Raw genomic sequence first — 25,097 nt, forward strand, 5'->3', positions numbered from 1 at the left:
AGTGTTATGAATAAGTTTGTCACGTTTCTTGATAAAAACTTATCTGGACCGATGGCAAGGCTTTCTGAACAAAGGCATTTACAAGCAATCCGTGATGGAGTTATTTCAGCATTACCATTTATTATCGTAGGAAGTTTCTTTTTAATCGTAGCATTTCCACCATTACCGAAAGATAGTTTCATATCAGTTTGGGCATTAAAAAATCAAACAAGTATATTAATACCATATCGGTTAACGATGTTTATTATGTCTTTATATATAGCATTTGGAATAGGATATAATCTAGCGAAGAGTTATAAGTTAGATGCTTTATCAGGAGCACAGCTTGCAGTATGTTCACTGCTATTAACATTAACCCCCGAATTAATTGATAAAAAAGGATTTATGCTTCCGATGACAAATCTTGGAGGTCATGGATTATTCGTGACGATGATTGTTTCTATTTTATCCGTAGAGATTTTAAGGTTTTGTAAGAAGAAAAATGTAATGATTAAAATGCCAGAACAAGTACCGCCATCTGTGTCGCGTTCGTTTGAAGCACTTATACCTGCTGCATTCGTTATTATTATTATGAGTCTAGTAACTGTCGTTTTTAGCATTGATTTACACCATGTTGTTGATAAACTAGCAGCACCATTAGTAAAAGCTGGCGATAGTTACTTCGGTGTAATGATTCCAGTGTTTTTAATTACGTTTTTTTGGTCATTCGGAATCCATGGTGTGTCGGTTGTTGGAACTGTTGCTCGGCCATTATGGGAAGTATATCTAGGGAAAAATGGGGAAGCAGTTGCTAGTGGAGCAGATCAGTTGCCATTTATTTCACCAGAGCCGTTATATCAATGGTTTATATGGATTGGCGGTTCTGGTGCGACATTAGGGCTTGTATTAGCTATGATTGTATTTGGTCGATCAAAATATTCGAAAGCATTATCAAGAACTTGTATTGTTCCGGGTATTTTTAATATAAATGAGCCAGTCATATTCGGCTTGCCGATTGTACTAAATCCAATTTTAATTATCCCATTTATCATTACACCACTTGTAACGGCAACTGTTGCATATTCTGCAACTGCAATGGGATTTGTAACACCAACGCATATTATGCCGCCATGGACATTACCTGCTCCAATTGGTGCTTATTTAGCAACAGGTGGGGATTGGCGTGCGATTGTATTAGTTTTTATAAATATAGCAATATCGTTCCTTATATATTTACCATTCTTTAAAATGTACGACAAAAATATGCTTGAAATTGAGAAGAATGGTGAAGGCGAATCTGTTAATCCATAATCTTTATGCTTTAATTTATGAGTGATAGGTATTTTGCCTATCACTTCTTTCACATGAAGTCCAGAGAGGATGAAATGGAATGAATATAAAATTTAGTTATAAAGGTGTATTTTTATTATTATTTGGAGTGATATGTGCGAATTTACTTTTTGTGCCTTTATTAAGAATGCTACATCTATCACAAATGCATAGTATATGGCTTGTTACAAGCATTGCGGCAAGCATTTTGCTTACAGTAGTTGTTTCTTTCATTGATGGATCGTTTGCATCGAAAGCTCAGTTGTTTTTTAGATTTATATTCTTTTCGATCGGTTGTACGTTTGTAACTTACATGATTGTTTTTTAATAAATAGGAGGTCACGCATGTTATGTATATTGCAGGTGTAATGTCCGGTACGTCATTAGATGGAATAGATGTAGCGCTCGTTCGTATAGAAGGGAGTGGTGTAGATTCTAAGGTTAAACTCATCCATTTTACTACAGTTCCATTTCGTAATGATATAAAAAGTGAAATACAACAAGCATTATCAATAGAAAATTCAAATGTCCAACTCATATGTAGTTTAAATTTTAAGTTAGGTTTATGTTTCGCCAACGCTGTAAAAGAAGTTTGTAAAGAGGCCAATTTTTCTTTGGAACAATTAGATTTGATAGGTTCTCACGGACAAACGATTTACCATCAGCCAAAGCCAGAAGGGAATATGATAGCTTCCACATTGCAAATTGGGGAGCCTGCAGTAATAGCGTATGACACGAACACGACGGTTATCTCAAATTTCCGAACGATGGACATGGCAGCAGGAGGACAAGGTGCACCACTTGTACCATATTCAGAAGTTATTTTGTATCGTGACCCAAGTAAAAATAGACTACTACAAAATATTGGTGGGATTGGTAATGTTACAGTAATACCAAGTCAAAAAAGTGATCAGAACGTTATAGCTTTTGATACTGGTCCGGGTAATATGATAATTGATGAAGTATGTCAAAGGTTATTTCAGTTGCCATATGATCAAAATGGTGAAATTGCAGAACAGGGTGAAGTTGTAGATGAAATTTTGACATATTGTATGAATCATCCATTTTTGAAAATGAATCCACCGAAATCAACTGGTAGAGAACAGTTTGGTGAAGAGTTTGTAAGTCAGTTATTGAAGCGGTATGAAAAGTATAGTAAAGAAAATATATTAACGACTGTCACGATGTTTACAGCAAGTTCAATTGTTCATCATTATAAGGGGTTTATTCTGCCGTATTATGAAATTGATGAGGTAATTTTAGGCGGTGGCGGCAGTTATAATGACACACTTGTTGAAATGATACGGTATGGATTGAAGGATGAAAAATGTACAATATTCATTCAAGAAGATATAGGCTATTCTTCAGAGGCGAAAGAAGCAATCGCCTTTGCCATTTTAGCAAACGAAACGTATCATCGTAATCCGAGTAATGTGCCGAGTGCAACAGGTGCAAAGAAATCTGTAGTTTTAGGGAATGTAACGTACCCTTCAATATGAAGAAAATGAGGAGAACGTATATGAAGTATATGATTGGAATAGATGGCGGGGGAACGAAGACAGAAGCAATTGCATTTGATAAAGACGGAAATGAACTTGTAAGAGCTACTAGTGGATTTGGAAACATATTAATAGATTTTGAAGAAGCTCTTGTGCATATTATGGAAGCGATTGATCATTGCCAGATAAGTGTAGTGAAAGAGCATTGTGTTTGTATTTGTTTAGGATTAGCAGGTATAAGCGGAGCAAATATAAATGAATTAACATTACGTCTAAAAAAGAAGTATGGAATACAAATTGAAGTTTTTAATGACGCAATGATAGCACATGCAGCCGCTTTAGAAGGAAAGGATGGAATTTTAACGATTGGTGGCACAGGTACGATTTGTCTAGGGAGAAAAGGAGAAGTACATGAGTATAGCGGTGGATGGGGACATATTTTAGGAGATGAAGGAAGCGGATATTGGATTGCATTACAAGCTTTAAAGAGAATGGTAAATCAATTGGATCAAGGAGTTAGACTTTGTCCATTAAGCTTAAGGATTCAAGATGAGTTTCAATTATTAACATCGTCTCATATAAAAAGGCTAGTTTATAGTTCTTCAAAAGATAAAGTTGCAGCAATCGCACCATTCGTTGTTCGGGAAGCTAGAAATGGGAATGATGCTGCACATGAAATTATGATGCAAGCTGGAAAGGAATTAGCAAGGATTACAATAGATGTTTATAACAAGATGCAGTTTGATTTATCAGCTTCCATTGCAGTAAGTGGTAGCATATTGCGTTTCGTTCCTGAAATATATGATGAATTTAAGAAATGCTGTGAGAAAAGCATAGGAAAAGTTACATTTATATCACAATCACAATCTGCAGTGAAAGGAACATATTATTTAATGAAAAATACATATTTTAAAAAATAGCTGTATGAGAATTTTTGTATGATTTGTAAATATATGATGTTAAAATGTATAAAGGGATGTGGATAGAAACGTACAATATACATAGTTCTTGAATATTGTATAAGTACTCCTACGTAGAAAGTGAATGATTACATGATTAATAGTATGCAATTTTTGTATTTGGTCGCTTCTTATTTATTTGGAAACATATTGACCGCTTATATAGTAACGAAATGGAGACATAGCGTTGATATTCGTGATGAAGGAAGTGGTAATCCTGGTGCAAGAAACATGGGCCGTGTGTATGGAAAAGGGTATTTCGTCGCTACATTTTTAGGCGATGCGATCAAAGGGGCAATCGTTGTTTCTATGGCAAAATACCTTTTTGAAGATTCTACATTTGTAATGCTAACATTATTGGCTGTAATAATTGGACATATTTATCCAGTTTTATTTAAAGGTAAGGGCGGTAAAGGTATTTCAACATTTATCGGAGGATTAATCGCATTTAATTATTTGATAGCGCTTACCCTTGTTGCAGTTTTCATTATATTTTATTTAATCTTTAAAGGATTTACTAAGCCAGGGTTAATTACAATCGCTTGTTTCCCAGTTTGCATGATTTTGTATTCTTACTCAATTGTTACGACTATTTTAAGTGCACTCATCATTGTACTTATTTTATATGTAAATCGCGAATGAAATAAACATTTAATAAGTGGGGTTAATCTCCACTTATCATTTTTTATTAAATAGATAAAGGAGATAGGGCATGGGGTTAATTTATAAAGTTGCTGATCAAGATTGGGAATTTGACAGTATACATAAACTGAATTATAAAACATTTGTAGAAGAAATTCCGCAACATGAAGAAACGAAAGAGCGTGTTCGTATAGATCGTTTTCATGAAGAAAATACATATTTAATTTGTTTAGATGACGATAAGTTAGTAGGTATGGTTGCATTGCGAGGAAAACGACCATTCTCATTAGATTATAAAATTTCAAACTTAGATTTTCATTTGGAAAAACATGGGGGTAATGTATATGAAATTCGTTTACTTTCAGTAGAACGTGAATATCGAAATGGAAGAGCATTGTTAGGTTTAATTCGCTTTCTACATCGTTATTTGCTTCTAAATGGATATGAATTGGCGCTCATTTCTGCGACAACACGTGAACTACCTTTATATGAACAAATGGGATTCAAACCATTCCATACGTTAGTTGGTACAGAAGAAGCAGCCTTCCAGCCCATGTATGTTACCCCTGCTATGTTTGAAGCGTCGAGTGTTGGGGGTATTATGACGAAAGAATATACATTTTTACCTGGCCCAGTAGATATTGAAGAGAATGTTCGAAAGGCATTTTCTACTAAGCCTATTTCACATCGTTCTAAGTCATTTCAAGTGACGATGGATAATGTAAAGAAACGATTACTTCAAATGACAAAAGCAAAACGTGTGCAAATCATGTTAGGAACAGGGACATTAGCGAATGATGCCATTGCTTTACAGTTACGTTCTTTAAAAGGAAAGGGGCTCGTATTAATAAATGGGGAATTTGGTAATAGATTAGTCGGGCATGCAACACGTGCAGAGTTACATTTTGATACGTATAAAAAAGAAATAGGAGAACCGTTTATCTATACAGAATTGGAAAAAATAATGGGAGCTGGACATTATGAATGGCTTTGGTTTGTTCACCATGAAACATCAACTGGAATGTTAAATGATTTAGATGAGCTGAACACCTTTTGTAACAAGTACGAAATGAAACTTTGTGTAGATTGTATCAGTTCGATTGGAGCAATACCGATAGATCTAAAGGATGTATATTTTGCAAGCGGTGTTAGCGGAAAAGCAATGAAATCGTTTACTGGATTATCTTTCGTTTTTTATAATCACAATGTAAAAGTAAACGAGACATTACCAGCCTATATGGACATTGGTATGTACGAAGAAAATGAAAGTATTCCGTATTCTCATTCATGGAATTTAATTTATGCACTGCAAGAAGCGTTGAAGAAATTTGAAGATGAAAAAGCATTTGTAAAAATTAAAGAGACATATGATTATATGGAAAAAGCTATTACTAGTATAGGGTTAAAACTTGTTTCACCTAAAGAATATGCCGCGCCAATTATACTTACGATTCAATTAAATGGAGGTCTTTCTTCTAAAGCGGTCGGTGATGCGTTAGCGTTACAAGGATATATTGTTCATTATGAATCAGCGTATTTACGAAAGAATAATTGGATCCAAATTGCATGCTTAAATCATTATAAAGAACGTGATATGAAGAGGATGTTAAATTGTTTGCAGATGTATGTATTACAGAGTGGGGTACATATATAAAGACTTTTTCATTTCGAATAAAGGAGCTGCGACTTACGAAAACTTAGGAAGAGAACATTGGAAGAGGTGTTAGTATGATAACTAAAAAACTACCATTGCATATAGACGATATTAAAAAAGCTCAAACTATTTTGGACAGAAATGTTCGTAAAACGCCATTAGTAAAATCATTTTATTTGACTAGTAAAACAGGTGGAGAAATTCACTTGAAATTAGAAAATATGCAATTAACAGGTTCGTTTAAATTCCGTGGTGCGTTTAACAAAATGTCACAGCTTACAGATCAAGAAAAAGAAAGAGGAGTAATTGCTTGTTCTGCTGGTAATCATGCGCAAGGAATTGCTTTATCTGCTCATTTACTTGGTATTAAGAGTAAAATCGTTATGCCGATTTCTGCACCGCAGGCGAAAGTTGATGCGACTAAAGGATATGGATCTGAAGTAGTTTTACATGGTGAAACCTTTGATGATGCGAAGGCAAAATGTGAGGAGATTATTAGGGAAACAGGTGAAACATACTTACATCCATATGACGATGTAGAAGTAATGGCAGGTCAAGGTACAATAGGATTAGATATTCTTGACGATATGTGGGATGTTGATACTATCATTGTACCAATTGGCGGGGGAGGAATTATTTCTGGTATTGCTGTTGCATTAAAATCTTTTAATCCGTCGATTCATATAATTGGTGTCCAAGCAGATAATGTTCATGGGATGAAGGCATCTTATGACAAAGGTACAATTATAGAACATTATAAGGCACCTACTATAGCAGATGGTTGCGCGGTAAAAGTACCAGGCAATTTAACTTTTGAAGTTGTAAAAGAATTAGTAGATGATATTGTAACAGTATCAGAAAAAGAGCTGGAAGTAGCGATGAAAGACTTATTACAACGCGGGAAAGCTGTTGTAGAAGGTGCAGGCGCATTAGCTACTGCTGCTCTACTTGCAGGGAAAGTGGATACATATATTAAAGAAAAAAAAGTAGTAGCAGTTATATCTGGTGGGAACGTAGACTTACAGCGTATATCGAGTGTTTGTGAACAATTTTTTGTGGCGAATGAAGTGAAATAGTTTCATGAAAAAGGAGCTAAGTAATATTATATTAGCTCCTTTTTCATTATGTTTGTGCGGGAGTAAATAATGACTCCATTTTTACTTTGCTCTTTTCTCGAATTTCAGCGTCTGCATGGCGCATCACGTATTTATGAGCTACAGCGATCGCCAAAACATCATCTAATAAGCCAATCCCAATAATAGCAGCTATATCTGGAATAAAGTCGATTGTTAATACGTAATAGGATAGAGCGGCTAATATGATGAACTTCGCTTTAGTAGGTAACCCTTTTTTTCTCATTGTGTAATATAAAATAATACTTTCATATACGCTAGATTTACCGAGATCTGCTGAGCTTTTCTTAAATTTTTTCCAAAGTGTCTGTTTCTCCATATAAAAACTCCTTTTACAAAAAAATAGATTTTTTAAAAGGATAGACAAAGAAGTGAGAGACTAATCAATTTTATAGTTTTTCTTAATGTATATTTCAATAAAAATAGGGAATTACCTGTTCAAAATAATAGAATGTTGTTTATGTAACGACTCACAGTGTATATGTTCGTTCCAAGTAAAGGTACTACGTAGATAACGTTTTGTGGTAATGCGTATTAAAGTTCATTTTTTACATTAATCTCTGCATTCGTACAATGTTGAATTACTTCTAAATAATCTATTGATGAGAAATTTAGTAATTCTTGAATAGCCCCTTTACTCGCTGGTGATTCATAAGCTTCTAATGTGATTCTGTTATTAATCGATTAGCTGCTTCATCTAGCATTTCAGGTGTTACTTTGTTTTGAATTATTTTTTCCTCTCTTTTCTCCCATCTTCTTGAAAGTAGTCACTTCGGTGATGGCTTTTTATTTTCTCAGATGAAGCCGATGAGTTTGAGTTTTAGAATTTTATCGTGGTATTATTTATGTAACAAGGGGATATTGTAAGAAAAAAATACAATTTGAGGGGAAGATGGGAATGGGAATTTATAACTATGAAGCGAAAGAGGATTTGCAAGTAGGGGAAGTTTGTTTAGAACGAGATATTTATGAAATTATTAATTTTTACAAGAAAGGTTCAATAGTTTTATGTGATTCAGTATCTCGTTTCAGTGCGAATTCAGACAGAATGTTTGAAGTGATAAATAGGGTAGAAACATATATGCATAAAAATGAAGACTATACATATCAGGTTTCGGATAGGCCTAAGTTAATTTATGTAGTTGAGCAGGTAAGATAAGGAAAGCATTCATAACGGATGCTTTTTTTGTTATATAGAATGTACACATTAAACGTGAATTTGAAAGAAATGTATGTAGATGATTTAATTTATTAAACATTTATTAAGCGGTATGGGGGAAGAAAAATGAAGATAATAGAACTACCAATTGAATTCGAATTTAACGGGAAAAAACAATGTATTTTTCCAAGTTTAATAATAGTAAACGATGAATTAACTTTAGTAGATACAGGGTATATGAATTTTTCACCTTTAATTGAAGAGGCAATTTTAAAACATGGATACAAGATGAAAAACTTAAAAAATATAATTATTACTCATTATGATGACGATCATATAGGGGCTTTATATGATTTCAAAGTGAAATATCCTCAAGTTAATATTATTGCGAGTGAAATTGAATCCAGCTACATTAATGGTGATAGAAAATCAGAGAGATTAGTTCAAGCAGAAGAAATGTTAGAACATATGCCAAATGAAGAAAAAGAATTTGGTAAATGGTTTATACAACAGTTAAAAAATATAAGACATATTTCCGTCGATGAAAAAGTACATAATGATCAAATGATTTTGAATGGTCAATGTCAAATAGTAGCGACCCCAGGACATACTTCGGGACATATTTCATTATATTTTCCGGACTTACACAGTGTAATTACAGGAGATGCAGCCGTTCAAGATAATGGTGAATTAGTAATAGCTAATCCGAATTTTTGTTTAGATATAGAAAAAGCGGAAGAGTCTTTAAAGAGGATTAAAGACCTTAAAGCTGTAAAGTATTATTGCTATCATGGAGGGAAAGTCAATATATAAAATAATAAAAAATCGATCTTTCTTATATAGAAAAGATCGGTTTTTTAATTCATAGATTCTGCAATTTGAATTAAAGCCTTTACGTTATATTTTCCTTGTATATAGCGTTTGTTACCAACTGCAAGTATATATTGAAAACCATTCTTCTGAAAGATAAGTTCATATGCTGAATCAAAATGAGGATTATATAATGCTTTTATATTATTTTTTAAGCTGTAGAGCTTAGCTCCCCTATAACATTGAAATATATGTATTGGAGGGGAGAAGATGAGTTTATTGTTTGATGTAATAATGGATATAATTACATTTTATCCTCGAAATGACATGAAATTAAAACATCATATTGCCAAATTAAGCGAATTTGAGTGGTTTCGAAAGTTACACGAAGATACAAAGTATACAAGATTAATTTGGAGTAATAGAAAAGTTAAGAAGTTCATTTTGTCTTCTGCTAACATGGAAGCATTAATAAATTCTGAGAAAAAACAAAAAGAACTTGTCCAACTAGTACATGATGAATATAAAAAAAGAAGATAAGAATTTTTTTATTTTTCATATTTGGGGAAACAAATGGTACAATGAAAGCTAATGTGAAAAATAAGGAAAAGAAGTGGTCAATGTGAAAAACTTTTTAGAATTAGGAATTAGTGAAACGTTTAATCATACATTACGTGAAAATGGAATTACAGAAGCAACCCCAATTCAAGAGCAGGCAATTCCTGTTATACTGTCAGGTAAAGATATTATTGGGCAGGCGAAAACAGGAACGGGTAAAACGTTAGCATTTGTGTTACCAATTTTAGAAAAAATCGATCCAGAATGTAGCGATGTTCAGGCTTTAATTGTTGCACCAACAAGGGAACTAGCACTGCAAATTACAACTGAAATTAAAAAAATGCTTGTGCAAAGAGAAGATATTAATGTATTAGCGATTTATGGCGGTCAAGATGTAGCACAGCAATTGAGAAAATTAAAAGGAAATACACATATAGTTGTTGCGACACCAGGACGATTATTAGATCATATACGACGTGAAACGATTGATTTAAGTAATCTTTCAACGATTGTACTAGATGAAGCGGATCAAATGCTTTATTTCGGTTTCTTATATGATATTGAAGATATTTTAGATGAGACACCTGATAGTAAACAAACGATGTTATTCTCAGCAACGATGCCAAAAGATATTAAAAAATTGGCGAAGCGTTATATGGATGAGCCACAAATGATTCAAGTACAAAGTGAAGAAGTAACGGTAAATACAATTGAGCAGCGTGTCATTGAGACGACAGATCGTGCAAAGCCAGACGCACTTCGTTTTGTTATGGACCGTGATCAGCCATTTTTAGCAGTTATTTTCTGTCGTACAAAGGTTAGAGCAAGTAAGTTGTATGATAATTTAAAAGGACTAGGTTATAATTGTGCTGAACTTCATGGTGATATACCTCAAGCGAAACGTGAAAGAGTTATGAAGAGTTTCCGCGAAGCAAAAATTCAGTACTTAATCGCAACGGATGTAGCAGCTCGTGGACTTGATGTAGATGGTGTAACGCACGTATTTAACTATGATATCCCTGAAGATGTAGAAAGTTATATTCACCGCATTGGCCGGACAGGACGTGCAGGTGGATCAGGTCTTGCAATTACGTTCGTTGCAGCGAAAGATGAAAAACATTTAGAAGAAATTGAAAAAACGCTTGGTGCACCAATACAAAGAGAAATAATCGAACAACCGAAGATAAAACGTGTAGATGAAAATGGAAAACCGGTACCAAGGCCGGCTCCGAAGAAATCAGGCGAGTATCGTCAAAGAGATAGCCGTGAAGGTTCAAGAAGTGATTCAAGACGTGGTTCGAGAAATGGCTCAAGAAGTGATTCAAGAAATAGTTCAAGAAATGAAAACAACCGATCATTTAATAAGCCAAGTAATAAAAAAGGTAGTACAAAGCAAGGTCAGCAAAGACGTGGCCGTTAAATAGTTATAATTGTAAAGAGTCGCAAAATGTTGTGGCTCTTTTTTTGTTTGTATAGAACAAGGATGATAGCAAGAAAAAACGGAAATTTCATTCACCGTATTTAAAACTTACAAAGGAAAGTTTATAGTCCAAAACCAGTAGAACAAGGGTATTACAACCATGTCGTAATTCAAGAACAAGTGCAACTTACGTATGGACAATATTTAATCGAAAAAAATCGAGAGAAAGCAATTCGTACTAGCTCCTCTGATGATGATACGAATTATGAAAAAATCAATTGGTATAACGATATAAAAACATCTTTTGCAAACAAAGAATTGGCCGATTTGGTGAAAGAAATTTGTAACTTTGTTAGTTTTGTTCGATGGGAACTCGAGATGCACAACTGCCATCCTTATTGGGAAGTTACTTACTACGGCGATGAAGGTAATGTAGTGTGAAGTTAACAGAAGGGATAGTATGCGAAATAAGAAAAAGGACTAGCAGTCGTACCTGCTGTCCTTTAATAGGAGAAAAAGTAATCTTGTTTAGAACTACGCATAAACAGAAAATCTGCTTGTGATTAGTTTTACCCTAAATATAAGTGTCTATACAAAAAAAGGGATAAGTAAAAAATACTTATCCCCGGAAGGGAAATCCCAAGCACCAAAATGGCTCGTATTGGTCTGCAGGTTCAAAAGTAGTATATGTAAAACAAAAAATCTCATACAAAAAGCAGACAACGATTTTGGTTGTCTGCCAGTGAGCTCAATGAGTTAGCTAATTGTGATAATTTGCATCCCCATTGCGAGAAGAGTGAAGCTGCTAGTTCAAACAGCTTGTTCGTATTATTTTCGATTCCCTAAAAAATATACAGAGAAAGCAGATAAGTGAAAAATCTATCTGCTTCTGCTGTAACAAAAGAAAGAAGTATTAGCCGTGGACACGGCGGCTTGAAAATAGTATGTATTTTTATTTGGAAAATATTCAGGGGGTGAAGAAACATGGAATGTTTAATAAATGGTGTTTGCGAAATTAATCAACTAATTAGTAAAACAAAGTAGAAAAAGAATGAGCAAATATAACAATAAAAAGGTAAATGTTCAAAAGAGTGATGAGTATAAAGTAAAACAGAATAGCTATATTAAAGCTTGATTTTCATAAAAAATAAAGCACACATATAAGTGTGCTCTTATGAACGCTTTAGATTTGTGTGACTACATAGTCACCATACAATAAAATATGCTTGTTTGATATAAATGTGTGTCAAATCTATAACATATATTTTGGGGTGTATAAGGAATATTAAATGTTAATTAGCCAAGCATATTGTTTTTATTAACGAATTTGTGCAACTGTTAAAGCGGCAGAACGAATATCTACTGTACCAATTACTTCAACGGGTACAATTTGAATTAAATCACCAGGGTTTAAGTTTATTAGAATGACACCGCTGGATACATCTACTTCACCAGTGCCAATGATATTAGAACGGACTGCGGTTCCTGATCCTGCAATAATATTAGTTGATGAGTTTAGTGTTAAGAAAAAGCGCGCTGCTTCCGGGGCTACTGGAACATTATCGAGGCTGATTGTTAATGTATAACTGATTTGATAAATACCAGCTACTTGAATTCTAATACCAGTTCCTGTACTAATTGTATCATTGATTACAGGGACAGTAATGTTTGGATTTGGGCCCGTACTAGGTAGTAGTAGTGGCGTGAATAGTGTAGCAAATTGAGGTGAAGTAGCATTAAAAGCAAAACCGAGAGCTGGTAGTGTACTGGGGGCTTGTGCTCTACAATTAAAGTTCGTGAGCTTACGACTAGATGATCGCATATTTTCACTCCTTTCTTTCATTTAGATTGCGTGAGTAACAACCTCACGTTTTGGACAAGCACAATACAATATATGAAAATTTATAGTGAATAGTGCAGAAGTGTACTGTTATGGGTAACACTAATTGCCTATTGTACAAAGGAGATACTACGCTTACAGAAATAGTTTGTAACCTAAAGTTGAAAAAATAGTATGAATAGAGTTGAAAATGCTATTTAGAAATGAAAGGAAACATAATAAAAAGGAACATACATATAAGCATGCTCTTTGACAAGAAAGGTAGATTTTTATGAGTGGATTCCTCCATACAATAATATATGCTTGTCCGGTTAATAGTTGAGAAAGGGAGAATGCATATGGAACGAATGGAAGCGTATAACAAAATAAAGATTTCATTTTATAGTAAAGGGGAATAAATATGTGTATTTATTGGGAAAGCGTAGTTAAAGACTTCTTTAAGAGGTAAGGACTGGATCAAAATAAAAGAGCAGCTAGCAAAAGCTAACTGCTCAATACAAGGAGATACAGAGAAGAATACTTTACATGAATGTTGGCATACAGCCTACATTCAGTATTGACCGAATATTTATTTTAAATCCAATTTATTTAAAGTAAACATCCCAACAGATAAAATAGCTGCGCTTGCTACAGAACCTAGCCAGTCTCTCCAGCTTAATGTATTTAAAGATGCATCTGTTAAATCCATAATTAAGAAGATAGCAAACATTAATACACCAAATGCTAAGCATCCCCAAAATGTTTGCAAATATTTAATCATCTTATTTCGGAACTTGCTCATATAAATCACCCTTATTAATAATTTATATTTTTATAAATAAATTATCGCATGTGCAAAAATTAAAAGTATGAAATATGCAAAATTACATATTGGAACTTAACAAAATAATCCATTCATAAGTAAATAGATCGAACAGAGGGAAACCGTTTCGTATGAATCAATTTTCATTTTTTGAAGTCATCGATGAAAAGGAGATGCGTAGATTTGTGGTAAAGGTGCTGAAAAACTACAAAGTATTGTGCGTTTGAATGAAGAATCAAGAAAAATAGGATCAAGCGGGGGCATCGTTCTTTTCCTCAAATGAAAGGTGACGGTAAGAAACATGAGATACATTTTAAACAAATTAAACGGACGTTGAAAAATAAAAATTTATAAAGGAAATAGAAAGTAGGGAGTTGTATATATACGATAATAGGAAACTTTTTACTAACTAAGCATATAATTTAAATAGACCGACAGTCGGTCTGATGGGAAGGGGAACTTGAATGCGAATAGTAAAGGAATATGAGGAGCGTAGAAAAGAAATTTTAGAAACGGCTGAACGTTTATTTATTACGAAAGGTTATACGAAAACAACAGTAAATGACATTTTAAAAGAGATAGGGATAGCAAAGGGGACTTTTTATCACTATTTTAAGTCAAAAGAGGAAGTAATGGATGAAATTATTATGAGGATTATTAAAGATGATGTTGCTAAAGCGAAAGTAATCGTCTCTAATCCCAATATCCCAGTATTAGAAAAGTTATTTCGAGTTTTAATGGAGCAATCGCCAAAATCAGGGGATGTAAAAGATAAAATGATTGAGCAATTTCATCAACCAAATAATGCGGAAATGCATCAAAAAAGTATAGTGCAATCCATTATTCATTTATCTCCTGTTTTAGCAGAGATTTTAGAACAAGGAATCGATGAAGGTGTATTTTCTACACAATACCCACAAGAAACGATTGAATTATTACTCTCTTCAGCGCAAGTGATATTTGATGAAGGTTTATTCCAATGGAAGCCAGAAGAAATGATGAGAAGAGCGAAAGCTTATATTAAAATGATGGAAGTATCTGTTGGAGCGAAAGAAGGATCCTTTGATTATATGATGGAGGTTTTAATGAAACAGAAATAATGTTTTTCTGTTTGTTTATTATAGACCGACAGTCGGTCTAAATTAAAGGAAGGGTGTGATTATGATATCTATTAGTATAAAACCTTCGATGAAAGATTTTTATTTAATGGTGAGTGGGCAAATTATTACTATTTTAGGTTCGACACTTTTACGTTTTGCTCTGTCATTATATGTGCTAGATTTAACAGGGCGTGCTGATATATTCGCAGGATTATATGCGATAACGAGTATTCCGTTTTTGTTAGCTCCTCTTGGCGGAGCGATAGCAGATCGTTTCAATCGTCGAAATGTAATGGTTATTTTTGATTTTATAAATACTGCGATTGTATTAAGCTTTATAGTTTTGTTATTTACTGGATTTGTATCTATTCTATTGATTGGAACAATTATGTTTTTACTGGCGATCATTAGTGCAATGTACGCACCAGTTGTAATGGCAAGTATTCCGCAATTAGTTCCAGAGAAAAAGTTAGAACAAGCGAACGGTATCGTAAATGGTGTGCAAGCATTATCTAATATAGTTGCTCCTGTATTAGGAGGAATATTGTACGGCATAATTGGTTTGAAAATGCTCGTGATAATCAGTTGTCTTGCTTTCTTTTTATCTGCGATTTTAGAAATGTTTATTACAATACCTTTTATAAAGGGAGTGCAAGAAAGCCATATCATACCGACAATTGTAAAGGATATGAAAGAAGGGTTTATATATGTTTTAAAACAACCATTTATTTTGAAGGCTATGTTACTTGCAACTTTACTAAACTTAATTTTGACACCGTTATTTATTGTTGGAGGACCTATTATTTTACGAGTAACTATGCAGATTAGCGATACGATGTATGGAATTGGGATGGGGTTAATTGATTTTGCCACCATATTAGGTGCATTGTCAATCGGTTTCTTTGCTAAAAAGTTACAGATGAAAACATTATATTATTGGATGCTTATTATAGCTCTATTAGTAATACCGGTGGCGCTATCGGTCACACCATTTATTCTTAATTTAGGACACTATCCACCATTTATCCTCTTTATACTTGCTTCTATTTTAATTGCAATGATCATGACAATTGTATCCATCTATGTGATTACTGTAGTTCAAAAGAAAACACCAAATGAGAACTTAGGAAAAGTAATGGCAATTATAACAGCGGTATCCCAATGCATGGCACCGATTGGGCAAGTCGTTTATGGTTTTATGTTTGAAGAATTCAGTATGAAAATTTATTTACCTATATTAGTTATTAGTTTCATAATGTTATTAATAGCAGTTGTGACGAAGAAAATACTATCCAATGAAGGGAACTAGCTTTATATGATTAGGAGAATGTTAAAAAGAGATTTCTCTCAAAATAAAATGATAATTACTATTTTATTTATGTTTATCATGTTATCAAGTCTTTTAATGGCTAGTGCTTCAAGTAATGTTATCAATCTATTGAACTCAATGGATCAATTGGTTAAAGTATCAAACGCACCGCACTTCGTACAAATGCATGCAGGAGAAGTAAATCAAAAGTCAATTGATTCCTTTGTAGAAAAAAATCCGTTTGTAAAAAAACAGCAAACGGCTGAGATGGTTCAAATAAATGGATCTAACATTTTTATTAAAAAGAAAAATCAAGCAGAACATAATAGTGTAATGGACATTAGTTTCGTGAAACAAAATAGTAAGTTTGATTTTTTATTAAATTTAAATAATGAAGTGGTCGATGTTAGGAAAGGGGAAATAGGTGTACCCATTTATTATATGCAAAAATATAATTTGCGGATGGGAGATAAAATATGGGTTATTAAAGATAATAATGAACTGGAATTTACGATTTCAGCATTTGTTCGTGATGTTCAAATGAACCCATCAATCGTTAGTTCAAAACGATTTGTAATAAGCAATAAAGATTTTGAAAGAATAAAAAGAAATTTTGGAGAAAGCGAATATCTTATTGAATTCCAGCTAACAGACGAAAATAAAATAAATGAATTTGAAAATCTATACGAGTCATCGAACTTACCACAAAAAGGTCCCTCTATTACGTATTCACTATTTAAAACACTCAATTCATTAACAGATGGAATAATAGCTGCAGTACTTATCATAATAAGTGGATTATTAATGTTAATTGCAATGTTATGTATTAGATTTACGATCATTACTTCGATGGAAGAAGATTATCGAGAAATTGGTGTTATGAAAGCAATTGGGATTCATAACAAAGATATTCAAAAATTATATATAACAAAATATATTGTGATTTCAGCTGGTGGATGTATAAGTGGATATATACTCTCACTATTTATTACAAAAATCTTCACTTCAAATATCACCCTTTATATGGGGGCGGCAAATAAAAGCATTTTACACAATATTGTGCCATTCATAATTACAACATTGTTATTTTTAGTCGTTATCCTGTTCTGTCGTATTATTTTGCGGAATTTTAGGGGAATTACAGCAATAGACGCTTTACAATCAAGAGATAAACTAGGAAAAAGAAAGATTAGAAAATCCTTTTCACTCAAACAAACTAAATTTACAAATGTAAATATATTTATTGGTATACAAGATGTTATAAAAAGATTTAAGTTATATCGCGTATTAAGTATCGTATTAATAATAGCTGTGTTTATGATTGTTGTACCTATTAACTTTTTGTATACGATTCAGTCACCGAAGTTTGTTAATTATATGGGAACAGGAAAAAGTGATATTCGAATAGATTTACAGCAAACTGAAAATATAGAGAAACGATTTAAGGACGTTATATCATATTTACGAAATGATGATGAAGTAGAAAAATATGCAACATTTGTAACGAGTACATTTAAAATGGTAAGCGCTGATGGTACACATGAAAACTTACATGTAGAAGTGGGAGACTTCACTACATTTCCATTAGACTATATGCAAGGTAGGGCACCAAAAAATGAAAATGAAATTGCTCTTTCTTATTTGAACGCAAATGAATTAAAAAAGAATGTAGGGGATTCTATCGTTTTATTTGTTGATGGGAAAGAGAAAACACTTACGATTAGTGGTATGTATCAAGATGTAACAAATGGCGGGAAAACAGCTAAAGCTAGTTTTTCGAATAATAATGAAAATATATTATGGTATGTAGTAAATGTAGATATGAAGCCTAAAGTGGATTTGCAAGAAAAAGTGAAGGAGTATAAACAGAATTTTAGTTCTGCAAAAATAACAGATACAAATGATTATGTAACGCAAACTTTAGGAGAGACAATTAAACAATTAAGACTCGTGACGCAAGTGGCTATTTTAATTGCGATATTGATATCAGTTTTAATTACTGCGATGTTTTTTAAACTGTTATTAGCAAAAGATTCTTCGCAAATTTTAATTATGAAAAATATCGGTTTTTCTAGTAAAGATATTCGTATACAGTATATAACACGTTCTATCTTCATTGTATTATTAGGCATTGTGATAGGGACATGTATAGCTGCTACATTTGGTGAAATGTTAGTAAGTTGGTTAGGGTCATTTATGGGAGCAGCTCATATAAAGTTTGTCGTAAATCCTATCGTTTCTTATGTAATATGTCCAGCTATATTATGTATATGTGTGACTGCAACAACACTTTTCAGTAGTTTTACTATGAAGCAAACAAACGATGTAAAGCCAAATGGGGAGTAGGGGTGTATCACTTGAAAAAAATTTTAGAAGTCAAGGAATTAAATAAAACATATTCAATAGATGGAAATACAAATTATTATGTGCTAAAAAATATAGATTTAGAGGTTTATGAGGGAGAATTTGTATCAGTTATGGGGCCTTCTGGTTCTGGGAAATCGACGTTATTATATAATATTAGTGGAATGGATCAAATGTCGTCAGGAAGTGTGAAATTTGGTAGTAAAGAAATATCTCGTATGAAAGAAGAAGCGTTAGCCAAGTTGCGCCTTACTGAAATAGGATTTATTTTTCAGCAGAGCAACCTTCTTAGAAACTTGAACCTATTTGATAATATCATCTTGTCAGCATATTTAGCGAAATGTGAGAGTAAGAAAATAGTAAATAAACGTGCTCTAGAGCTAATGGAGAATATGGGGATAAGTGATATAGCGTCTCATTATATAACCGAAGCATCTGGGGGGCAATTACAAAGAGTCTCTATTTGTAGAGCACTCATTAATAATCCAAATATTATTTTTGCAGATGAGCCGACTGGTGCTTTAAATTTAAAATCAACAGAAGAAGTAATGCAAATATTATTAAATATTAATCGTGGTGGAACGACCATTATGTTAGTCACTCATGATGTGAAAGTAGCAGCAAAAACAGAAAGAATTCTTTTTATGGCGGACGGAGAAATTGTTAGTGAAATACAGTTAGGTAAGCTTAGGAACGATGATTTAAAAGCGCGAGAAGAGAAGTTGTTAAACTGGTTAGCTGTACTTGGATTTTAAAGAGAAAAACTCCTATTGAATGTAGGAGTTTTTCTTTGTCTTAAAGTTCTAAAAGATATATAATAATTTTCTGAATATTAAAATTGGAGGGGTGCAAATGAAAAATGAAACGTTGCACACGCAAGAAGATATTATTAAAATGCTGGATTCATTATTAAGACCAGCAGAACCATTTTGGAATGAATTTTATGCGAATAGAGAAAAAGATGTTCCGTTTTTTGAAAATGTTCCAGATGAGAATCTAGTTTCGTATATACAAAAAAAGCGGGTTTCAAAAGGAAAAGTACTGGAACTTGGATGTGGTCCGGGTAGAAACGCAATTTATCTAGCAAATGAAGGGTTTGATGTAACAGCAGTAGATTTATCTATAGAAGGCATTAACTGGGCAAAAGAGAGGGCGTTAGCAAAAGGAGTAGAAATTGAATTTATTTGTGATTCAATTTTCAATTTAGAGGTTCAAAATGAATTTGATTTTGTATACGATTCGGGCTGTTTACATCATATTCCACCACATAGAAGAGTCAATTATGTGGATTTAATTAAAAACGCATTGAAATCAGGTGGTTATTTCGGATTAACGTGTTTCGCGGCAGGTGATTTAGATGAGCGAAATGGATCAGAAATAACAGATTGGGACGTATATAGAGGATGGAGTTTACAAGGAGGTCTTGCTTATTCGGAAGAAAAACTAAGAGAGATATTTAAAGGATTTGAAGTGATTGAAATTAGAAAGATGGAACAGATTGAACAACCAAATACTATGTTTGGAGAATCATTTCTTTGGACAGCATTATTTAAGAAGAAATAAGAATGTAGATAATTGACAAACTCATCGTTTTTATAGACAATACACTTATGAGAATGTATGTTCGTTTTTGTTAACCGATGTATATTTTGCATAAATACATAACAAGGGGTTGTCTCTAAATGAGTAACACAAATCAAAAAATTACTACGTTTTTAATGTTTGAAGGAAAAGCTGAGGAAGCGATGAATTTTTACACGTCGCTATTCGATCAATCAGAAATTGTAAGTATCTCTCGTTACGATGAAAACGGACCTGGTAAAGAGGGTACTGTCATTCATGCAACGTTTACATTACACGGGCAAGAGTTCATGTGCATAGATAGTTATGTAAATCATAATTTTACATTTACGCCAGCTATGTCTCTTTATGTAACTTGTGATACGGAAGAAGAAATTGAAACAGCTTTTAATAAACTAGCGGAGGATGGAGCAGTACTTATGCCTTTAGGTGCCTATCCGTTTAGTAAAAAATTTGGTTGGTTAAATGATAAGTATGGTGTGTCTTGGCAGTTAACACTTGCTGAATAAAAAAGAAAAATTGTAGCTTATTTGTTTAATGGGTTCGGTTAAGAGCTTGAGAAATTAAATAACATTAATAAAGGTATTCCAACTGTCAACAGGTTTGTAATGCCTTTTTATGAGGATGATTTTGGTGGAACAAGGATATTAGATAAGCATATTAAAACATTTATTGCTACAAAAGCTATAAAGTTAAAGGTTGATTAAGAATTTTGACTTGTCACACGAGACTTTAGTCGAAGAAGGTTCTTAAAATAGTATATATAAAAGGAAAAGGGTGGCACTTTCCATCCTTTTCTTTTTATATAATTAGGTTATGCTTTTTATATTAAGAATTTTGTTGGCCGAATCTTTTCCCAAGTTTAGCTAGCAGTTCAGGCTGATCCCCTTGGCTCATTACAACTTCAACAAAGGTAAGTTGATCCTTATCATTACTTATTTTAGTTAAGACTTCTTGTAACTCTATTTCATTTTCCACTTTACATGTTAGGCTTTTTTCTTCTGTTCCGAATACGTTCGCTAGTTTTGTGTAATCCCACATTTGTATGTCATTATACGGTTCGTTTTGACCATGAATTGCACGTTCAACAGTATAACCATTGTTGTTAATTAAAAATATAATTGGGTTTAAATTTTGACGTAGTATAGTTGATAATTCTTGGACAGTTAATTGAAAAGAACCATCACCAATAATTAAAATGTTGCGCCGCGATAAATTAGCGAGCTGTGTACCAAGTAGAGCAGGTAATGTATAGCCGATCGATCCCCATAATGGTTGCGCTACATATGTAGTGTCGTTTGGTAAAGGGATAGTGGCACTACCAAAGAAAGGTGTTCCTTGTTCTGCAAGTAAGACGTCCTTTTCTTGTAAGAAATGGTATATTTGTTGACAAAAACGTTTTTGTGTAACCATTTGTGGCTTTGGATTAAACTTTTCAGTAATAGATAGTGATTCTGAAATAAATGGCTTAATATCAAGCGTTTCCCCATTGCGATGCTCAATTAAGTCACTTAAATGTTGTAAAACATCTTTCATTACAACTGGTCCATATTTTTTATCTGTAATTTTCACAGTGTAGGGATGAATTTCAATAACTTGTTCTTTCATAAAACCTTGTGTGAAGCCACCTGTAATAGTATCAGTTAACTTCACACCAATACTAATAATACAATCAGATTCATCAATTCGTTTACGCAAGTATGGAGAACTTACATCACCAGTATAAATCCCTATAAATTGAGGGTGTTTTTCTGGGAATATTCCTTTTCCCATACTTAACGTTGCGATGGGAAACCCAGTTTTTTCTACGAATTGATATAAATATTCTTTAGCGTGAAATCGTTCTACTTCAAAATCCGCTAAAATTACAGGTTTTTTGGCACTGTTTATTTTTGAAGTGGCATGTAGAAGCATTTTATCCAGCGCATCTTTATTACTTACAACTGGTTTATGTAAAATCGGTTCCGTAGGTTTATTAATTGGTTTATTATACACATCAATCGGTAATTGAATATGAACAGGGCGTTTCGCACTCCAACATGCACGTAACACACGGTCAATTTCTTCAGCGGCATGCTCAGGTGTTAATTTTGATTGTGCCACCGTGATTTCTCTATACATATTAGAAAAATGATCGAACTTTCCATCACCTAACGTATGATGAACGAGTGCTCCATTTTCCATTACTGTTGTTGGTGGTGTCCCCGTAATTTTTATAACAGGTACATTTTCGGCATATGATCCAGCAATACCGTTAATGGCGCTTAATTCTCCAACACCGAAAGTGGTAATAAGAGCAGCGATTCCTTTTATACGAGCATATCCATCAGCAGCATATGCCGCATTTAATTCATTACAATTGCCAATCCACTCTACATTTTCATGTGCTATTACATCATCTAAAAAAGCCAAATTATAATCACCAGGGACACCAAAAATATGTTCAATTCCTAATTCGCTTAGTCGGTCTAATAAATAAGTACTAACAGTATATTGCGTTTTCAAGTGAATCATCTCCTCATTGTTTTGCTGTCTTGTAATAAACGAAAGTAGCTCTAGAGTATGGATTTAAAAATTCATTACGAGAATGTGGTATAATTTACATACAGGGGGAAAGTAGATGACACAACATAAAGAAGAACAGATGAATGAAGCATTAGCCTTATTTTACTTTGCATATAAAACATTTACTGAAAAGCCAGATGAAATTATAAAAGAGTATGGCATACAACGAGTACATCACCGAATTTTATTTTTTATCGCACGCTTTCCAGGTATAAGCGTAAATGAGTTATTATCACTGTTAGAAATAAGTAAACAGGCTCTACACGGACCATTACGACAACTTGTGGAAAAGGGCTTAATTGAGAGTAATGAAGCTACACATGATCGCCGTGTGAAACAGTTATCTTTAACAGAACAAGGTGCCGATTTAGAGAAAAAACTGAGCGATGTACAAAGACAACAAATGGGTGCTATTTTTTTAAAATTTGGTGAATCGTGTGAAGAAAATTGGCATCAAGTTATGAATGAAATGGCACATAGCCGATCAGGTTTTGACGCTTGGCTATCGAAACGGGAAGTTGCAATCGATCAAAAATAATGAGAAATATATCTGTTTTTATAGTTTGAAAAAGAACAAAATTTATCCATACATTTGGCAACTATGGAGCTATCATAGAGTGAATGGATAAAAAGATACATTACTAGATACTTTATACGTGTACGCAATGGAACAATAAAATTCACATTTCCGAGAGGGGAATTATAATGATAAAACTTGTACTTATTCGTCACGGACAGAGTTTATGGAATCTTGAAAATCGCTTTACTGGATGGACAGATGTAGATTTATCAGAGAAAGGATTAAGTGAAGCGAGAGAAGCAGGAGCGATATTAAAGAAAAACGGATATACTTTTGATGTAGCTTATACATCTGTATTAAAACGAGCAATTCGGACGTTATGGATTGTACTTCATGAGATGGATCTTGCCTGGGTGCCAGTACATAAATGTTGGAAGCTAAATGAAAGACATTATGGTGCATTGCAAGGGTTGAATAAAGATGAAACCGCGCAAAAATATGGTGAGGAGCAAGTTCATATTTGGAGAAGAAGTATTGATGTAAGACCACCTGCTCTTACTGAGGATGATCCCAGGTATGAAATGAATGATCCAAGATATAAAGCACTGAAAAAAGGTGAGTTTCCATTGACAGAATGTTTAGTGGATACGGAGAAAAGAGTACTTGCTTATTGGCATTCAGAAATTGCGCCGAAATTAAAGAATGGTAACAAAGTAATCATTTCATCACATGGTAACACAATTCGCTCGCTAGTAAAATATTTAGATAATCTTTCAAGCGATGGTGTCGTTTCATTAAATATTCCAACGAGCATACCACTCGTGTATGAATTAGACGAAAATTTACGTCCGATTCGCCATTATTACTTAAGTATGGATGGAGAAGTACCTGAAGGAGAAATTCCGAAACATATTACTTTTTAACATGAAAATTTGAAACCCATGCTTGTCTACATATACAATGTAGATTCAGGATAAAAGACGTGGCACCTTCTAATGTATATGCAATGTAGCTAAATTTAGAAGCTTGTCCACGTCTTTTGTCATAAAGAGAGTTGCTTGTGCATGTAATGATATCGTGAGTAGTTTTTGAATGGAGGGTGATGTCATTGGTGATCTCTAACATTCGAATCGGCTTATTTATTTTAGCAATCGTTTTTCTAATACTTGTTTTCTTTTATTGGAAAAACGAAGAGTTGTACGAGGAGAAGAAGCAACGTATTAGAAAGACTTGGTATGGGTTGTTTATAATATCAGTCACCGTGTATTTCATGATAAAAGGAATTGATTTAACCCTCTGGAAAAATCTTTTAATGTTCACTGCAATGGTTATTTTCGTTGATATTGCATTTATTTTAACACCTAATATTTCAGAAATATGGGGAGCGAAATTTAGCGATATCGGCAAGACGGTTCAATCGATAAAACGGTCATTAATTGCTTCTAAAGCAAGAGGAGAAATATACACATCAATCATTCAAAATGTCAATCCAGTAGTGTTCGGTACGATGGAATGGCATACGGAGGAAGAATATACAAAAAGCTTAAACGTATTTTTAGATTCGTATGGGGAAAAGATTGGAGCAAAAATTGTTGTATTTGAAGCGGCAAAGGAATTAAATACAAACTTTCGTGGTATCCGTTCTCAATTTAGTACGATTATTCCGTTAGAGTACATTGAGCAATTGAATGAGCAGAGAGCAGTACAAGTAGAAAATGTCGGAATTATACCAGCAAAAATAGTGAGTGATGTTTTCATTGTTATTGATGGAAAGAAAAATAACCTGCAAGATCGAGATTTTGAAAATGTATATAATTTAACAATACATCATAGTTATTTTAGTAAATAAGGACAGAAATTTTTTCTGTCCTTTT

Annotated in this window: 25 protein-coding genes and 2 pseudogenes; 21 read left to right on the plus strand and 6 right to left on the minus strand. The window is 33.4% G+C overall.

The features are described from left to right. Positions 1 to 6 precede the first annotated feature (6 nt). From NLJ82_RS11845 to tdcB, 7 genes are all read left to right on the plus strand, one after another. Positions 7 to 1,290 (plus strand): PTS sugar transporter subunit IIC, encoded by a 1,284-nt coding sequence (locus NLJ82_RS11845; protein WP_001032281.1) that lies wholly within the window; start codon positions 7 to 9, stop codon positions 1,288 to 1,290. Positions 1,291 to 1,369: 79 nt separating this feature from the next. Continuing rightward, positions 1,370 to 1,636: a hypothetical protein gene (locus NLJ82_RS11850; protein ID WP_001021970.1), complete on the plus strand. Its 267-nt coding sequence runs from the start codon at positions 1,370 to 1,372 to the stop codon at positions 1,634 to 1,636. 22 nt (positions 1,637 to 1,658) lie between these two features. Then, the gene (gene anmK / locus NLJ82_RS11855) at positions 1,659 to 2,807 is read left to right on the plus strand and encodes an anhydro-N-acetylmuramic acid kinase AnmK (protein ID WP_000274987.1); all 1,149 of its coding nucleotides are present in this window, start codon (positions 1,659 to 1,661) and stop codon (positions 2,805 to 2,807) included. 20 nt (positions 2,808 to 2,827) lie between these two features. Next, positions 2,828 to 3,727, plus strand: coding sequence for a BadF/BadG/BcrA/BcrD ATPase family protein (locus NLJ82_RS11860; RefSeq protein WP_000876572.1), 900 nt, complete (start codon positions 2,828 to 2,830; stop codon positions 3,725 to 3,727). Positions 3,728 to 3,859: 132 nt separating this feature from the next. Further along, positions 3,860 to 4,408 (plus strand): glycerol-3-phosphate 1-O-acyltransferase PlsY, encoded by a 549-nt coding sequence (gene plsY / locus NLJ82_RS11865; protein ID WP_000610864.1) that lies wholly within the window; start codon positions 3,860 to 3,862, stop codon positions 4,406 to 4,408. Positions 4,409 to 4,478: 70 nt separating this feature from the next. Further along, complete coding sequence (locus NLJ82_RS11870) at positions 4,479 to 6,062, plus strand: aminotransferase class V-fold PLP-dependent enzyme (protein ID WP_000523031.1); 1,584 nt, start codon at positions 4,479 to 4,481, stop codon at positions 6,060 to 6,062. A 74-nt stretch (positions 6,063 to 6,136) separates the two neighbouring features. Next, a complete protein-coding gene (tdcB, locus tag NLJ82_RS11875; RefSeq protein ID WP_000628915.1) occupies positions 6,137 to 7,138 on the plus strand; it encodes a bifunctional threonine ammonia-lyase/L-serine ammonia-lyase TdcB in 1,002 nt (333 codons plus the stop codon). Positions 7,139 to 7,184: 46 nt separating this feature from the next. On the opposite strand, the gene NLJ82_RS11880 is transcribed toward tdcB, so the two are convergent. Together NLJ82_RS11880 and NLJ82_RS28760 are read right to left on the minus strand one after the other, a co-directional pair. Beyond that, positions 7,185 to 7,514: a YkvA family protein gene (locus NLJ82_RS11880; RefSeq protein ID WP_000415065.1), complete on the minus strand. Its 330-nt coding sequence runs from the start codon at positions 7,512 to 7,514 to the stop codon at positions 7,185 to 7,187. A 218-nt stretch (positions 7,515 to 7,732) separates the two neighbouring features. Next, a pseudogene (locus NLJ82_RS28760) lies at positions 7,733 to 7,876 on the minus strand (SMI1/KNR4 family protein); the annotation flags it as partial. 217 nt (positions 7,877 to 8,093) lie between these two features. Between NLJ82_RS28760 and NLJ82_RS11885 the strand changes: the two are divergent. Together NLJ82_RS11885 and NLJ82_RS11890 are read left to right on the plus strand one after the other, a co-directional pair. Then, positions 8,094 to 8,354, plus strand: a complete 261-nt coding sequence (locus tag NLJ82_RS11885; protein ID WP_000513515.1) for a hypothetical protein — start codon at positions 8,094 to 8,096, stop codon at positions 8,352 to 8,354. 126 nt (positions 8,355 to 8,480) lie between these two features. Then, a complete protein-coding gene (locus tag NLJ82_RS11890) occupies positions 8,481 to 9,167 on the plus strand; it encodes an MBL fold metallo-hydrolase (RefSeq protein ID WP_000691148.1) in 687 nt (228 codons plus the stop codon). Between the two features lie 44 nt (positions 9,168 to 9,211). Here NLJ82_RS11890 and NLJ82_RS11895 read toward each other — a convergent pair. Then, positions 9,212 to 9,412 (minus strand): annotated as a pseudogene (locus NLJ82_RS11895) (hypothetical protein); the annotation flags it as partial. 22 nt (positions 9,413 to 9,434) lie between these two features. On the opposite strand from NLJ82_RS11895, the gene NLJ82_RS11900 reads away from it, so the two are divergent. The 3 genes from NLJ82_RS11900 to NLJ82_RS11910 all read left to right on the plus strand — a co-directional run bounded on the left by NLJ82_RS11900 (position 9,435) and on the right by NLJ82_RS11910 (position 11,583). Next, entirely contained in the window at positions 9,435 to 9,704 is a 270-nt protein-coding gene (locus NLJ82_RS11900; protein WP_000054541.1) for a hypothetical protein, read from the plus strand. A gap of 73 nt (positions 9,705 to 9,777) precedes the next feature. Continuing rightward, complete coding sequence (locus NLJ82_RS11905; RefSeq protein WP_041185176.1) at positions 9,778 to 11,142, plus strand: DEAD/DEAH box helicase; 1,365 nt, start codon at positions 9,778 to 9,780, stop codon at positions 11,140 to 11,142. 180 nt (positions 11,143 to 11,322) lie between these two features. Then, positions 11,323 to 11,583, plus strand: a complete 261-nt coding sequence (locus NLJ82_RS11910) for a hypothetical protein (RefSeq protein ID WP_001177682.1) — start codon at positions 11,323 to 11,325, stop codon at positions 11,581 to 11,583. Positions 11,584 to 12,460: 877 nt separating this feature from the next. On the opposite strand, the gene exsF is transcribed toward NLJ82_RS11910, so the two are convergent. Next, a complete protein-coding gene (gene exsF / locus NLJ82_RS11915) occupies positions 12,461 to 12,964 on the minus strand; it encodes an exosporium protein ExsF (RefSeq protein ID WP_001257912.1) in 504 nt (167 codons plus the stop codon). A gap of 586 nt (positions 12,965 to 13,550) precedes the next feature. Next, the gene (locus NLJ82_RS11920) at positions 13,551 to 13,763 is read right to left on the minus strand and encodes a hypothetical protein (protein ID WP_000033168.1); all 213 of its coding nucleotides are present in this window, start codon (positions 13,761 to 13,763) and stop codon (positions 13,551 to 13,553) included. A gap of 485 nt (positions 13,764 to 14,248) precedes the next feature. Here NLJ82_RS11920 and NLJ82_RS11925 point away from each other — a divergent pair, with 485 nt between their 5' ends. The 6 genes from NLJ82_RS11925 to NLJ82_RS11950 all read left to right on the plus strand — a co-directional run bounded on the left by NLJ82_RS11925 (position 14,249) and on the right by NLJ82_RS11950 (position 20,647). Beyond that, entirely contained in the window at positions 14,249 to 14,884 is a 636-nt protein-coding gene (locus NLJ82_RS11925) for a TetR/AcrR family transcriptional regulator (protein ID WP_001223569.1), read from the plus strand. 61 nt (positions 14,885 to 14,945) lie between these two features. Then, positions 14,946 to 16,193, plus strand: coding sequence for an MFS transporter (locus NLJ82_RS11930; RefSeq protein ID WP_000623648.1), 1,248 nt, complete (start codon positions 14,946 to 14,948; stop codon positions 16,191 to 16,193). Positions 16,194 to 16,199: 6 nt separating this feature from the next. Next, positions 16,200 to 18,539 (plus strand): FtsX-like permease family protein, encoded by a 2,340-nt coding sequence (locus NLJ82_RS11935; RefSeq protein WP_041185177.1) that lies wholly within the window; start codon positions 16,200 to 16,202, stop codon positions 18,537 to 18,539. Between the two features lie 11 nt (positions 18,540 to 18,550). Next, positions 18,551 to 19,312: an ABC transporter ATP-binding protein gene (locus NLJ82_RS11940; RefSeq protein WP_000721676.1), complete on the plus strand. Its 762-nt coding sequence runs from the start codon at positions 18,551 to 18,553 to the stop codon at positions 19,310 to 19,312. A gap of 97 nt (positions 19,313 to 19,409) precedes the next feature. Beyond that, a complete protein-coding gene (locus NLJ82_RS11945) occupies positions 19,410 to 20,120 on the plus strand; it encodes a class I SAM-dependent methyltransferase (RefSeq protein ID WP_000787475.1) in 711 nt (236 codons plus the stop codon). A gap of 119 nt (positions 20,121 to 20,239) precedes the next feature. Then, positions 20,240 to 20,647, plus strand: coding sequence for a VOC family protein (locus NLJ82_RS11950; protein ID WP_000072484.1), 408 nt, complete (start codon positions 20,240 to 20,242; stop codon positions 20,645 to 20,647). A gap of 319 nt (positions 20,648 to 20,966) precedes the next feature. Here NLJ82_RS11950 and NLJ82_RS11960 read toward each other — a convergent pair whose 3' ends face one another. Continuing rightward, on the minus strand, positions 20,967 to 22,652 hold the full coding sequence (locus tag NLJ82_RS11960; protein ID WP_002027713.1) for an alpha-keto acid decarboxylase family protein: 1,686 nt from the start codon (positions 22,650 to 22,652) through the stop codon (positions 20,967 to 20,969). A gap of 106 nt (positions 22,653 to 22,758) precedes the next feature. On the opposite strand from NLJ82_RS11960, the gene NLJ82_RS11965 reads away from it, so the two are divergent. From NLJ82_RS11965 to NLJ82_RS11975, 3 genes are all read left to right on the plus strand, one after another. After that, on the plus strand, positions 22,759 to 23,241 hold the full coding sequence (locus NLJ82_RS11965) for a MarR family winged helix-turn-helix transcriptional regulator (protein WP_000191904.1): 483 nt from the start codon (positions 22,759 to 22,761) through the stop codon (positions 23,239 to 23,241). 167 nt (positions 23,242 to 23,408) lie between these two features. After that, the gene (gene gpmA / locus NLJ82_RS11970; protein WP_000594123.1) at positions 23,409 to 24,146 is read left to right on the plus strand and encodes a 2,3-diphosphoglycerate-dependent phosphoglycerate mutase; all 738 of its coding nucleotides are present in this window, start codon (positions 23,409 to 23,411) and stop codon (positions 24,144 to 24,146) included. A gap of 188 nt (positions 24,147 to 24,334) precedes the next feature. Then, positions 24,335 to 25,072: a type II toxin-antitoxin system SpoIISA family toxin gene (locus tag NLJ82_RS11975; RefSeq protein WP_002027714.1), complete on the plus strand. Its 738-nt coding sequence runs from the start codon at positions 24,335 to 24,337 to the stop codon at positions 25,070 to 25,072. Positions 25,073 to 25,097 lie beyond the last annotated feature (25 nt).

The organism is Bacillus paranthracis, from assembly GCF_024296885.1.
Classification (GTDB): Bacteria; Bacillota; Bacilli; order Bacillales; family Bacillaceae_G; genus Bacillus_A; species Bacillus_A paranthracis.